At 60.6% G+C, this 13,498-nt stretch carries 13 protein-coding genes and 1 tRNA gene; 13 read left to right on the top strand and 1 reads right to left on the bottom strand.

Annotated features, from left to right (window positions below; translation table 11 throughout):
* The first annotated feature begins 58 nt into the window (after positions 1–58).
* The 13 genes from CKV89_RS10480 to CKV89_RS10410 all read left to right on the top strand — a co-directional run bounded on the left by CKV89_RS10480 (position 59) and on the right by CKV89_RS10410 (position 12,631).
* Complete coding sequence (locus CKV89_RS10480) at positions 59–976, top strand: glycosyltransferase family 2 protein (protein ID WP_084440865.1); 918 nt, start codon at positions 59–61, stop codon at positions 974–976.
* A gap of 32 nt (positions 977–1,008) precedes the next feature.
* The gene (locus CKV89_RS10475) at positions 1,009–1,644 is read left to right on the top strand and encodes a rhomboid family intramembrane serine protease (RefSeq protein ID WP_231935386.1); all 636 of its coding nucleotides are present in this window, start codon (positions 1,009–1,011) and stop codon (positions 1,642–1,644) included.
* A 207-nt stretch (positions 1,645–1,851) separates the two neighbouring features.
* Positions 1,852–2,421 (top strand): hypothetical protein, encoded by a 570-nt coding sequence (locus CKV89_RS10470; RefSeq protein WP_154657574.1) that lies wholly within the window; start codon positions 1,852–1,854, stop codon positions 2,419–2,421.
* Between the two features lie 5 nt (positions 2,422–2,426).
* Complete coding sequence (locus CKV89_RS10465) at positions 2,427–3,140, top strand: MazG family protein (RefSeq protein ID WP_084440864.1); 714 nt, start codon at positions 2,427–2,429, stop codon at positions 3,138–3,140.
* Between the two features lie 115 nt (positions 3,141–3,255).
* On the top strand, positions 3,256–4,536 hold the full coding sequence (eno, locus tag CKV89_RS10460; RefSeq protein ID WP_028326623.1) for a phosphopyruvate hydratase: 1,281 nt from the start codon (positions 3,256–3,258) through the stop codon (positions 4,534–4,536).
* A 31-nt stretch (positions 4,537–4,567) separates the two neighbouring features.
* Entirely contained in the window at positions 4,568–5,290 is a 723-nt protein-coding gene (locus tag CKV89_RS10455) for an FtsB family cell division protein (RefSeq protein WP_084440863.1), read from the top strand.
* A gap of 141 nt (positions 5,291–5,431) precedes the next feature.
* The gene (locus tag CKV89_RS10450) at positions 5,432–5,980 is read left to right on the top strand and encodes a DUF501 domain-containing protein (protein WP_084440933.1); all 549 of its coding nucleotides are present in this window, start codon (positions 5,432–5,434) and stop codon (positions 5,978–5,980) included.
* A gap of 21 nt (positions 5,981–6,001) precedes the next feature.
* Positions 6,002–6,970 carry a Ppx/GppA phosphatase family protein gene (locus CKV89_RS10445; RefSeq protein WP_028326621.1) on the top strand — a complete coding sequence of 323 codons (969 nt, stop codon included), beginning with the start codon at positions 6,002–6,004 and terminating at the stop codon, positions 6,968–6,970.
* A 51-nt stretch (positions 6,971–7,021) separates the two neighbouring features.
* Positions 7,022–7,094: transfer RNA gene (locus CKV89_RS10440), tRNA-Leu, on the top strand.
* 212 nt (positions 7,095–7,306) lie between these two features.
* The gene (locus tag CKV89_RS10435) at positions 7,307–8,170 is read left to right on the top strand and encodes a Bax inhibitor-1/YccA family protein (protein ID WP_028326620.1); all 864 of its coding nucleotides are present in this window, start codon (positions 7,307–7,309) and stop codon (positions 8,168–8,170) included.
* Positions 8,171–8,381: 211 nt separating this feature from the next.
* Positions 8,382–8,531: a hypothetical protein gene (locus CKV89_RS11960; RefSeq protein WP_169714604.1), complete on the top strand. Its 150-nt coding sequence runs from the start codon at positions 8,382–8,384 to the stop codon at positions 8,529–8,531.
* A 311-nt stretch (positions 8,532–8,842) separates the two neighbouring features.
* On the top strand, positions 8,843–11,581 hold the full coding sequence (locus CKV89_RS11955) for a hypothetical protein (RefSeq protein ID WP_034400425.1): 2,739 nt from the start codon (positions 8,843–8,845) through the stop codon (positions 11,579–11,581).
* 123 nt (positions 11,582–11,704) lie between these two features.
* On the top strand, positions 11,705–12,631 hold the full coding sequence (locus CKV89_RS10410) for a hypothetical protein (RefSeq protein WP_154657572.1): 927 nt from the start codon (positions 11,705–11,707) through the stop codon (positions 12,629–12,631).
* Between the two features lie 66 nt (positions 12,632–12,697).
* Here CKV89_RS10410 and msrA read toward each other — a convergent pair whose 3' ends face one another.
* Complete coding sequence (gene msrA / locus CKV89_RS10405) at positions 12,698–13,423, bottom strand: peptide-methionine (S)-S-oxide reductase MsrA (RefSeq protein WP_034400424.1); 726 nt, start codon at positions 13,421–13,423, stop codon at positions 12,698–12,700.
* Positions 13,424–13,498: the final 75 nt, after the last annotated feature.

Below are 13,498 nucleotides of genomic sequence, written 5' to 3'. Positions count from 1 at the left end.
GGGTTGTGAACGAGTGCACCTAGCTCGCCGACCGTCCCTTCACCTGAATGCGAAGAATATGCCTCGTCTGACAGTCCTTATGCCAGTCCGAAACGGTCAGCGTTACCTGCCCACAGCGCTCTCCAGCCTGGCCACTACCCTGCCTCGCGACGCACACGTGCACATCATGGACGATGGGTCCAGCGACTCCACGCCCGCCCTGCTCGCCGCCGCCGCCGAACGCGACAACCGCTTCATCATTCACCGCCACGACCACGGCCACGGCGTGGCTAACAGCCTGAACGAACTCGCCCGCGCCAGCGACAGCGATTACATCGCCCGCATGGACGCCGACGACATCGTCATGGTGGGCCGATGGAACCTCAGCCGCCTGGCCCTACGAAACGCCGACTTCGTTTTCACCACCTCCCTACACATCAACGCCACCGGCAACATCACCGGCGTAGACCAGCCCGGTCGATTCTCCGCCGCCGCCACCCCCTTCCACCTTCTCCTGGGCTCCATGCTTGTCCACCCCTCGGTGACAATGCGCCGCAGCGCCTTCGATGCACTCGGCGGATACACCGACGTTCCCGCCGAAGACTACGAACTCTGGCTGCGCGCCGCCGCCAACGGATACCGCCTCGTGCGCACCGCCCTGCCCGGACTCAAATACCGCCGCCACGACGAACAAGTCACCGCAACTAGTCCTTGGAGTAACCCTGACCCCGATTCCCCCATGTTCACCGCATACGGGAGCCTGCTGGACTACACCCTCGGCCATCGACAAGAAGGCTGGCGCGCCGTTTTCGCCTCCGCCTTGGGGCGCACCCCACTCACTCCTGAAGAAACCACATGGACCCACGCCATGCAGCAAGACATCATCGACACCGTCCAACGTCAGCTCAACCCTCATGACGCCGCTCTAGTTATGTGGCGCGCCCGCCGCGAATGGCGCCGAGCTGATCAACGCAGCACCCAGAACCACAACGCCTAACCGTCCCCACCACATACGGCAGGCTGGAAGGCATGAGCCGCGCCGTTACCACGCGCCCCAAACGCACAACCATGCGCCCCAAACGCACACCTGCCTGCTTAGCCACCCGGCTACTACAGCTCTTCCTTCTCGTTGGGCTCATGTGGGCCTGCGAAATCGTTGACCAGGTTGCGGCCGCTGACCTGGACCAATTCGGTATCCAGCCGCGCAGCCTCAGCCACTGGTATGGCATTCTTCTGAGCCCATTTCTGCATGCTGGGTTCGCCCACCTCATAACCAACACCGGCATCCTGCTCACACTCGGGATCCTCGTGGCACTCATCACCAGCCAGTTCTTCGCCGTCACCGCTTCCATCATCGTTCTCGGCGGAGCAGGCGTATGGCTCTTCGGTCCTGCTGGAACAGTCCACGTCGGCGCCAGCGGCCTCATCTATGGCTATGCCGCTTTCCTTATCGTTTTCGGTTTCTCAGCTCGTCGGCTTGCTCCCACAATCGTGGGGATCATCGTCGCCTGCATCTACGGGGGGATGGCCTGGGGCGTACTGCCAAACCAGATGGGCATCTCCTGGCAGGCACACCTATTCGGAGCTATCGCAGGCGTATACGTGGCCCGTCACCTAGGGCACCGTCTGCGCAGCAACAAAAAAACCCCAAAACGTTTCTTCTAACCAAGCACTGCGCACAGAATCCGCCGCACTAATGCGGGAGTCGCCTCGATACGAGCCGCTGTCTCAGGGCATGATGTAACGAGCGAAACGGATCGACCATGCAACCGGCAACACGTCCGCGCCACACCACGGGCACCACCGCCCACTATCGACGGACTCCGGGAGCTCCCAGCCGAATCCAGTCACGAAAGCAAAAGAGGTTAGACCGTGAAGAGCACATCGTCGTTCATGCGCGCCGCCCGCCTGCGTGGCGGCAAGGCCGCCGCGGTTATAGCCCTAGGCCTTGCAGCCCTAGGGCTAGCCGGCTGCGGCACCGCAGGATCACCCGGCGTGGCAGCCGTCGCCAACGGCACCGTGATCAGTGAAAAAAACATCGACGATGTCATGACCGACCTCACCAAGGCCGGAGCTGGCGCCCAAATCAAACGCGCCGACATCGTCCAAATCTTGGCCCTTCGCCCCATGGTCCTTGAGGTCGGTAAAAAACACGGCGCAGTGATCGGTGAAGACGTCATCCGCACCGCCCTTGCCAAACAGCTTCCTGACGTCTCTCAAACCACGATCCAGATGCAACAGGTGCAGGCCATCGGCCGCAAACTCGGCCAAAGCCAAGGAAACCAAGGCGGGGCCATCAACCAAGAACTCCAAAAAGCCTTCGCCAGCGCCGACATCTCCGTCAGCCCTCGCTACGGCGGCTATGACCCCAAACGTGGCTTCCTGCCGGCTCAACCAGCCTGGATCCAACCTGCGCAGCAGGCGATGCCGCAGCCGCGATAAAACACATGGGTTCCACCAGCAGCCAGCAACACCCCACTGACGCCGAACAACTCACCGGCATTACCGGACTCATTGAAGTCATGGACCGGCTCCGCTCACCTGGCGGCTGCCCGTGGGATGCCGCACAAACACACAACTCACTGGCCAAGTTCGCTGTCGAAGAAGCCTACGAACTCGCCGACGCCATTGACAGCGGCGATAGAGAAGAACTTGTCGATGAACTCGGTGACGTGCTCTTCCAAGTGGTTTTTCATGCCCGCCTAGGCCATGAACACAACCAGTCATTCACCATCGACGACATCGCTGATCGCACCATCGCCAAACTCCGCCGCCGCCACCCCCACGTGTTCGGTGATGTCGACACCGATGACCCAGCACGCATCGAAGCGAACTGGGATGCGATCAAAGCAGCCGAAAAACCGGAGAGACGTTCACCACTTGACGGCATCCCCGCATCCCTCGCACCGTTGGAACGAGCGGCCAAGATCGCCAACCGGCACCGCAGGGCAGGTCACCTCAATACAGTACGATCCGCCCTAGCTGACCAGCCCGAAGACGATTACGGCACTCGCCTATTCGCCTTGGTCCTCGAAGCGGTCGACGCTGGCGTGGACCCAGGAACAGCCCTGCTGGCCACTGTGAATCGCGTCACCACGTCGTTGCGCGATAGGCAAGAACAGGGACCATCCGACCCGTTGGAATCCACAGATACCGACTAGGGTCAGTAAAGAACGGCCCACACAACCGGTAACCCGTGGCGAACCACAACACGGCCCGGCCGCAGCGGCCGCACACCATCTACAGCCAAATCGAACATCCATCGAAGGAGAGATTGTGGCAACCATCGAGGAAATCGGCGCACGCGAGATTCTGGACTCCCGCGGCAACCCCACGGTCGAGGTCGAGGTCCTCCTCGACGACGGCACCACCTCCCGCGCAGCCGTTCCCAGCGGCGCTTCCACCGGAGCTTTCGAGGCAGTGGAACGCCGCGACGGCGACAAGGGCCGGTACCTGGGCAAAGGTGTCGAAGAAGCCGTTGACGCGGTTCTCGAAGACATCACCCCTCGTCTGCTCGGCCACGACGCTTCTGACCAGCGCCTCGTCGACGCCGAAATGATCGCCCTCGACGGCACTGATAACAAAGGCAAGCTCGGCGCCAACGCTATCCTCGGCGTCTCCTTGGCCGTGGCGCGTGCCGCCGCCGACTCCGCTGGCCTACCGCTGTTCCGTTACGTTGGCGGCCCCAACGCCCACGTTCTTCCCGTCCCGATGATGAACATCCTCAATGGCGGATCCCACGCGGACTCCAACGTCGACATCCAGGAGTTCATGATCGCCCCGATCGGCGCCTCTAGCTTCAAAGAAGCTCTGCGCTGGGGTGCTGAGGTGTACCACTCCCTCAAGAGCGTCCTCAAAGAGCGCGGCCTGGCCACTGGTCTTGGCGACGAAGGTGGATTCGCCCCCAACCTCGAAAGCAACGCTGCCGCGCTTGACCTGATCGTCGAGGCGATCAAGAAGGCTGGCTACACCCCAGGCACCGACATCGCTCTGGCTCTGGATGTTGCCTCCAGCGAGTTCTACAAGGACGGCGCATACCAGTTCGAAGGTGGCAGCAAGTCCGCCGAAGAAATGGTCGCCTACTACGCAGACCTGGTTGCCAACTACCCACTGGTTTCCATCGAGGACCCGCTGAACGAAGAAGACTGGGACGGCTGGAAGCACATGACCGATGAGCTTGGCGACAAGGTCCAGCTCGTTGGTGATGACCTGTTCGTCACCAACCCCGAGCGCCTTGCTAAAGGTATCGCAACCAACACGGCTAACGCCCTGCTGGTCAAGGTGAACCAGATCGGCTCGCTCACCGAAACCCTTGACGCTGTCGCAATGGCGCAGAGCAACGGCTACCGCTGCATGATGAGCCACCGTTCTGGTGAAACCGAAGACACCACCATTGCCGACCTTGCAGTGGCAACGAACTGCGGTCAGATCAAGACTGGTGCACCGGCACGCTCGGAGCGAGTTGCTAAATACAACCAGTTGCTGCGCATTGAAGAGCTGCTCGATGACGCTGCTGTCTACGCAGGTGCCGGCGCTTTCCCGCGTTTCAAGGGATGACGGACATTTCCTAGGCGATTAGCCTGCCTCTATGGCATCTGCGACTCGTCGTCCCAGAGGCGCGTCGGGCTCCTCTGCCCGTCGCGCCTCTGGCGTGTCCTCCTCTCGGCGTCCTATGGGGCGAAGTGGCTCCGCAGCGGGGCACCGCGACCCTTCACGCCCACGCACCGCAGCAGCCGGGCCAAGCACCTACGTTTCTTCCACGCGACGGCTGGGCCGCTCATCGACCAAACGAGTGGCTGTGCTGGCTGCGACGGTAGTGATGCTTTTGCTCATGCTGGTGCCTACTGTCCGCGCATATGTCGCGCAGAAGGCACAGTTAGCTTCTCTGCAGCAGGAAGCCTCTGACCGGCAGAAAAACATCAATACTCTGCAAGGAGAGCTCAAGCGTTGGGATGACCAGACATACGTGGAACAACAGGCACGTGAACGCCTCAAGTTTGTGAAGCCAGGAGAGACGCGTTACATCGTGCTTGGCGCCGAAGGGCTGACCACGAAAGAGACCACAGGTGCTGGTGCTGTTGTGCGGCCAGATGAATCAGGTGGCGGTAGCTGGTACGACCGAGTCTGGGCATCCATGGACGCCAGTGATTCACTCTCGCCCAAGGACGCAAACGCGCCGTTGGCGCCGATTTCTCCCGGGGTGGCTACTCGCACTGATCCGGCAGGAACCCCGACAGGTAAGGCAGGGACTGGCTCTTCTAGCAGCACAGTTCAAGATCCAGGACGTGAGAACGCTAACCATGGCTACTGAGGTCGCAGGCACTCACGGTAGGCTCTCGGAGGCCGTAAAGCCTTACCAGCCGCGTGGCGGCGTTCCACGATTTTGAACCGGAGTAGCGTGAACACCAGCGACCCAACCACCCCCGATGTTTCTTTGCCACATGCGCCTGGATTGCCCACTCCCAGTGCGCAGGTGCTTGCCGAGCTTGGCGTGGAGCAGGCCAGCCCTGAAGACATCGCCGCGATTGAGTCTCAGTTGGGCAGGTTGCCGCGTGGTGTTGTGGGGGTAGCTTCTCGCTGCCCCTGCGGACACCCGAATGTGGTGGCGACCATGCCACGCCTGCCTGATGGCACGCCTTTTCCCACTACCTTCTATGCCACCTGCCCAACTCTTACTGGCGCAATTGGCACGCTTGAGGCCAACGGTGTCATGGCTGAAATGACCGAGCGCCTGAGCGAAGATCCTGAACTGGCAGCGGCATACCGGGCTGCTTACGAGGATTACCTCGCGCGGCGTTCTCGGCTGGGGCACGTTCCTGAAATTGAAGGGATCGCTGCTGGTGGAATGCCTGAACGGGTGAAGTGTCTTCACGTGTTGGTGGGGCATTCATTGAGCGCAGGGCCAGGGGTAAACCCGTTCGGAGATGAAGCAATCGATGCATTGAAGGACATGTGGCCGACAGGGCCTTGCGTACCTGTCGCTGAAGATCAGCAGCAGTGACCAAGCCCTGAGGAGGAAGCCATGCGTGTTGCGGGAATCGACTGCGGAACTAACTCGATCCGTCTGCTGATTGCTGATGGCAGCATCGGTGAAGACGACAGCGTCAACATGACTGACGTGGTGCGCCGGATGGAAGTGGTGCGTCTAGGACATGGCGTGGATGCCACAGGAATGATTGCGCCTGAGGCGATGCAGCGAACCTTGACGATGGTGCATGAGTATGCCCAGCAGTGTGAGGTTCTCGGGGTTGAGGCAATCCGCTTTGTAGCGACTTCAGCTACCCGGGATGCCAGCAATGCCGATGAATTTGTTGCCGGGGTCCGTGAAGCCTTCGGCGAACGAAATGTGACTCCCGAGGTGCTTAGCGGCACTGAAGAAGCCGCTCTTTCCTTCCTCGGATCTACCGGCGAGGTGGCAGCCTCTGGAGCGCGAGCGCCTTTCCTTGTGGTGGATCTGGGTGGGGGATCAACGGAATTTGTTCGCGGTGGTGAGGGCGAAAATGCCACCCGCGCCGTGAAGCAGATCAGTGTCAATATGGGCTGTGTTCGCATGACCGAACGCCATTTCCGTTCTGTCGCAACAACATCCGAAGAGATAGCTGCTGCGACGAAAGATATCGATGCGCTCCTGGACACAGTCGACGATGAGGTAGGGCTCGAAGGTATCGGCTCTGTTATCGGACTGGCTGGCACCATCACCACCGTCACAGCTCACGCCCTGGGACTAACGAAATATGATTCCGAAGCTATCCATCTGCACAGCCTGAGCGTCGAACAAACCCTGGCTTCTTGCCATGCCCTCATCACCGCTACCCGGGAAGAGCGCGCTACGATGCCATTCATGCACCCTGGCCGCGTTGATGTCATCGTCGCTGGCGCACTTGTGTGGTCCCGCATTGTGGAACGAATCAGTGAGCGGTCCGGGATCAACCACGTGATCACCAGCGAACACGACATCCTTGACGGAATCGCTGCCAGTCTTCTGCGATGACACGAGACGGAAGTGCCAACTCCGGTTAAGGTCATCCGAGGGCGCGCAAATGCCCCCGTAGCCCAACGGCAGAGGCAGGCCACTTAAAATGGCTTCAGTGCGGGTTCGAGTCCCGCCGGGGGTACATCGTCGCGAGGCTCTTCCATCACCGGAAGAGCCTCGTTTCGCACCCAAAGGCATACGCAGAAACGTCGTTCAATCGCTGCTCATGTCAGGGAACACAACAGCCAATGAAGACGTTGACACAACACAAGGATTTGCCCGGCGCATCACAGACAAGGCCGGAGCAGCCCTTGCGCCCCTCACTCACACACCTCATACGAAGGGACCCTTTACATGAGTAACCCGATCTTCGACCGCATCGACAAGGATGTGAGCCGAGGCGGGTACGCCGGCTTCGGCAACCGCGGACCCGCATCCCCGAGCTCGTTCGGACAATTCGGCAGCCAGCCACAGTACGGGCAAATGACGCCTGATGATCTTCAGACGTTGTACGACACGCCCGCGGCATCCCCGGCCGCCAGCCACAAACTCACCGTTGACGACGTAGTGATGAAGTCGTTGCTGCTGTTCGGCATTCTGCTGTCGGTCGGCGCAGCGGCGTTCTTCCTGCTGCCAGTCAAACTCAGCGGCGTCGCGATGCTTGGTTCTATCGTGGTCACTCTCGTTCTAGGCATCATCATCGCGATGAAGCAGAACGTAAGCGTCCCGCTCATCATCGCCTACGCAGCCTTTGAAGGGCTTCTCGTTGGTGTCGTCACCCGCACCTTCGCTTTTGCCTACAGCGGGGTCGTCTCGACCGCGATCGTTGCCACTCTGGCCGTATTCGCAGCGATGTTCATCGGCTGGAAAACCGGTTTCGTGAAGGTCACTGACCGCACCCGCCGCATCTTCGGCATGGCCATCCTCGGCTACATGATCTTCGGGGTCATCAACCTCATCGCAGCCTGGGCATTCAAAGCTAACGGAGGCGCAGGCCTACTCACCTTCGGCTCCCCAATCGCGATCGGGGTTTCCCTGCTCGCCGTGGGGCTAGCTGCGTACTCCCTGGCCATGGACTTCGACTCCATCGACCGCGCCGTCGCAGCCCAGGTGCCGCAGAAGTACTCCTGGCTCTTGGCACACGGTCTCATGGTCACGGTGATCTGGCTCTACCTCGAACTGCTGCGCCTGATCGCTCAGCTACAAGGCCGCGACTGACATGAACCATCCACCCCACGACCCCGTTCCGGAGTGCGTGCGCGGTGAACTCGAGCGCCTGATCACACGCTGGGCAGCCTTGCCCTACGATCAGGCGCTCGCCTGTGTCCGGGATGCGTGGGAGCTGGCGACGAGCGTGGCTGCCAGCGACCCAACACACCGGGACACAGTGCCAGCGCTAGAAGAGTCTTGCGCAGCTACCCCGGCAGCAGTGATGCAGGTGATCACCGCGGTGATTTACGACCATTTCGCGGCGCACGCTGACGAAGACGCGCGTGGTCAAGCAGCCAGTCAGATATGCACTCAATTGAGCGAGCTGCGCAATGGATTGCCGAGCAGCATGCTGCCGCTGGGGCAGTGAGCTGTTACTGACTCTCGTCCACGTCAACTGTGCTTACGAGGTAGGGCGTGCTGTAGCTAATCGGCAGATCAGCTACAGCACGCCCTACCTTGGTCGATGAGGAAGCTGTAGAGGGGACAGATCGTCGCTTCGCGTCTGAATCTGAGCCCGGCCACGACAACTCATGGATGAGTGCGATGACGACTTCAGCAGCCCTCCCGCCTTCAGCGGACACCTATCTCGGTGGATACCCACGTCGTATGGGCGAGGGGCCAAGTGCTTCTGATATCGACCTCGCTCGCGCCCGAGTTCGCAATATGCAGGGAGCATCGGTGGCTGAAGCAATCGAGAAGATGCCTTCAGTTGCGGCGCGCCGTGACGAGCGCCGACACGCTGCTGATCGCGCCGATCGTGTCCCAGACTCCACACGTAGCGGCCCTGATGATGAACGTACCGCTGCTGCCCGTGCCGCGCAGGCTCGCGCTGCTGTTAATCGGGCGACCTATGAAGGCGTTGCCTCGGTAATCGATGAGACAGGCAACTCTGCGGCAGCGCAGGAAACAGAGAATGCTGACGCCGTAGCGGCGCGTAGCCGGGATGAGGAAAGCACCAATCGTCGGCGTGCTCTCCTTAGCGACCAGGTTGAGCGGGCTGAACGTGCAGCGCTCATGGAACGCCTTGATGCCATTCGAACGGGATTGGCTGCTTCTCGTGCTTTAGAAGTTGACGCCGCTGTGTCGGATATCGATTTAGCGAATTTGGCAGCCCGCACTATCGCCGCAGCCAACGCCACAGCACGCCCAGGGGTTGACCCCACCCAAGAGACTCTTGACGCGATGACTACGCTGACGCGAACAACAGGGGCAATTGGTCGAATTCAGCCAGATGGCACTGTTTATGTGGAGCTAGATGGGCACAGCGTTGTGGAACGTAACAGAAGCTCTGCGCTGGCTCTTGTTCCTGGTGACGCTTCGGATCAGCCTGATGCAGTCGAAGAATCAAACCAATCTGTGCCGAAAATTGTCTGGCCTTCAGGGCGGCAGGCCAACATCGGTGGGACGGTTGCGGGGCACCTAGAAGCAGTTTCGAAAACCTTGCCGGAGGTAACGCGAACGATTGCCGCGATCGCTACGGTTGCACGTGCTGAGGCGTATCTGGGAGATACAGCTATTCCGGCACTGCCCCAGGATTTGTCTGACCTTGACGTATCAGCTAGCACGTCGATCCCGACGGCAGCTGACCTCCTTGAACATGTCGCGGCATCTGTGAAGCAGAACGCTCAAGAGATGGCCCTGCAGCATGATGTCGCCACGGCAGTAACAGCGATTACCGCTGGGCCGCCAGCATCGTTCTATGCAGCGGTTATGGCTACGGCGTCAGCTTCAGGGGTGACTGGTCCAGCGCAGCTTATTGCTGAGGCGGCGCAGACCGGGGTGAGTGATCTGCAAGCTTTGCAGAGCCAGGTGCAAGCGGCGACAGCTTCAGCGGCTTCGTTGGCTACTGCCCCGTTCATTCCGGTGCATGTGGCCTCATCAGATCCGGCGTTGGTGCGGGTGAACACGCCCTGGCCTGCTGAACCGGTGCCGGAAGGCTCATCAGGGCCTACTGGTCCAGTTGCCGAGGGTGGGATTTCTTCAACATGGCCTGACCTCGACATTTTGACCACGCCGCTATCACTGGAGCTCAACGTTATTGAGGTTGCGCGGGGGGAGGTGGCGATTAGTCGCATGGGCGTGCCCGCAGCGTTTGATCTTTCTGGTGGGCAGCCGTTGATGGTTGGTATGACCATGCCTGGTGGGCAAGGTGATGCCACCGGTGCGCAGGATTTGGGTCAGGTTTCAGCAACGGTGCCACCACCGGTGACTATTGAGAATCTGGCTGGGGTGATGAACGGTCTAGCTGATGCTGCGGGACTGCCGGTGGAGACCTCGGCTCGCACCGTCGCAGACGGATACGTGCATTTGGTGGTTGAGTCGGCGGTGGGGATGCCGCGCGTCTCGTTGTCAGCTGGTGCTGGTCCAGGTAGTGAGGCCCTGGGCGGTCTCGACTGGTTTGCCCCGCGCACAGAAACCTTGGTGATGTCGAACACGCCGGGGCTTGCGTGGAGCGCGGTATCGAACACCTCAACGGTGCAGGGGCCGGTGCCGGGGCTCACCATGAGCTTGAGTCGGGCTGCAGCAGGGGAACGTGTCACGCTGCTCCTTTCCCCTGACCTGGAGGCCGCTGCTGATGCGATGGAGCATCTTGTCAGCAAGGTTGATGGGGTGGTGCAGGCGGGGATGTATGGCACTGCGGGTGTGGCGATTACGCCAGATATAGAGGTGCCTCAGCCTGCTGTTGGACAGGTCCCTGCGCAGGAGGAGCTAGCGCCGATGGGGGAGGCATCCGTTATTGATGCCGTTCGGATGCAGGCCCGGCAAGCAGGAAAACTAGCGGCGGCGTATGGGGCAGATCCACCGGTAGGGTTCTTCAGCGCGGTTCCTGCACAGCCAGAGGCGGCGGGTGCAGCTGCTGGGGCAGTAGGTGCTTCTGCTGTTCCTGAGGCAGAGGCAGCGTCGGCGCATAGTACTACCTCGAGCGACCCGACGGCCAAATCGCTGTCTGCTTTCGCTGATAACCCGAAAGTCAGTGAGCTTGTTCAGGCAATTTCAGCTGGCCTCGCTGCTATCCCTGGGGTTTCTGTACCAACTAGCGGCGTGGTCGCTCTCGATGAGGCAGATATTCAAGGCCGTGATGTGGTGGGGGTAGCGCGGCGACGTGTCGCGTTGGATAGGGCTGCGTTTGTGCAGGCTTTGGAGGAAGACCCGGCTGGCACTCGGGCTGTGGTGCGGGGCGCCGCTGCCGAGATCGCTGCTGCTGGTAGGGAGTCGTTGGATGGGCGAGTTGGGCTGTTTGCGGTGAGGTTGGCCGGAGAAACAGCGTTGGCTAGGCAAGCTCAGGCGGCTACGGCCTCGGCGCATTGGGATCGTGATGGTCGTGAGGCGGGGGAAAACCGGTTGTCGGTTGCTTTGACTGGGTTGCTGAATCGGTTGACGAATGAGTCTGCGTGGTTGCAGGGGCTTGTTGACTGAATTCTGACTGAAGTCAGGCCTGGGTGAGGGTATGTGTCGAGCTTGAGTGCAGGCACAGGACGTAGCCTTCCGGTGACTGGCGCTTATCGGATGGACGAGGGCGTGTGCGTAAGGGAGCTTTCGATGAGGTTATGCCTGGTTCTGCGGTCATATGGCGGCGAGAACGATAAGGAGCGTCCGAGCTATTTCAGTAAGGATGTGGTGGTTGCTTCGTTTGTGCGGGCTGCGGCGTTCGCGCGGGACGCGGGTGTGGATGTTGAGGTCGTGTTCGCTAACGATGGGCCTATTCCTCAGCCGCGGTTGGCGGTGATGGAGCGCCATGGGCGGGTGATGTTCACTGATGGTGGTCCGGTGGGGTTGTTGGGCAGTTACCGGTTTGCATTGGATTTGCCGGACCGGTTGGCGCTGTCCGATGGGGATGTGATCGCTTTTATTGAGGATGACTACCTGTTGACGCAGGATGCGTTTGTTGTGTTGGCGCGAGCGGCAGAGGAGTTGCCGAAGGTGTCGTCGTTTGCGTTGACGGGTAAGCGCCCGCCGGTGGCAACGGATGCGGCTGCGCGGGCTAGGTATGCGATGCCGCGTGGGTGGAAGGCTCAGCCGGATGAGCAGGTGGGGGAGGACTTGTGGGTGAACGTGATGTCAACGACCAGCACGTTTGCGGCGCGGGTGGGGGTGTTGCGTGCTGATCGGGATATTCACGAGTTGGCGATGCGGCCGTTCCGGAATCGTTTTTTGGATCACGAGTTGTGTTTGATCAGTCAGGGGGTGGTGCCTTATCACGGGCGGGAGTTCGTGTTTGGGTTGGGGAAGGATTTTGTGCCGGGGATCCGTGGGGTGGTGCGTGCGGCGGTGTTGCTTCCGTTCCGGTTTTTGATGAATGCGCGTGCTCGTAAGCAGCAGACTCCGCATTATTTGTTCGCGGTGGTTCCAGATCGCGCGGCGCATTTGGAGGTGGGGGAGGTGCCTGGGTCTCAGGATTGGGCTGCTGAGGCGCAGGCGGTGAAGGACTGGGGGATTGAGCACGAGGCGTTGCCGGTTTCTCGCTGAGGGCTTTTGTGTTGAGTGAGGGGGTAGCCAGTAGTTTGGCTGCCCCCTCACGGATGGTGGTGGGGTTTAGTTTTCGACGCGGCAGGTGAATCCGTTGGGGCCGTGGTTGCAGTAGCCCGCGGGGTTTTTGTGCAGGTACTGCTGGTGGTATTCCTCGGCGTAGTAGAAGGGGCCTGCTGGGCCTTCGAAACCGGTGGGTGGGTAGTCGTGGGGGTCGTCGATAGGTGCGGGGGCGTTGTCGTTGCTGGGAGCAAAGGGGCGGATTTCGGTGGTGGCTAGGCCGGCGTTTGCGCGGTCTAGCTCGTGCTGGAAGGCTGCGCGGGTGCGTAGAGCGGCGTCGCATTGATCTTCGGTGGTCCAGTAGATGGCGGATCGATATTGGGTTCCGACGTCGTTGCCTTGTCGGTTGGCGGTGGTGGGGTTGTGGTTTTCCCAGAACACCGTGAGGAGTTCTATCGGTGTTGTGGCTGTGGGGTCGTAGGCCACGAGGACTGTTTCTGTATGGCCGGTGCGGCCAGTGCAGGTTTCTTCGTAGGTGGGGTTGGGTGTGTAGCCTCCGGCGTACCCGACAGCTGTGGTGATGACTCCGGGGAGTTTCCAGAAGATTCGTTCTACGCCCCAGAAACACCCCATTGCTAGGTAGATCACTTCGGTTCCGTCGGGGAAGGTATACATCGAGGTGCCGGTGACTACGTTGTGTTCGGGGATGTCAGGCAGTGGGCTGGTGCGTCCGGGTAGGGCGTGTTCAGCAGAGACGACAGTCACTGGACGGGCGAAGAAAGACTCGAACATGCAGGGAGTCTGCCATGTAGGTGCGGTGGGCAAAAGAGGTGCCCCGGGTTGTTGTCACTGAATGTTTTTGGGTGG

It is taken from the genome of Dermatophilus congolensis, from assembly GCF_900187045.1.
Taxonomy (GTDB): domain Bacteria; phylum Actinomycetota; class Actinomycetes; order Actinomycetales; family Dermatophilaceae; genus Dermatophilus; species Dermatophilus congolensis.
Note: the sequence above shows the minus strand (reverse complement) of the source record. Positions and strands in the feature narration are given on the sequence as shown.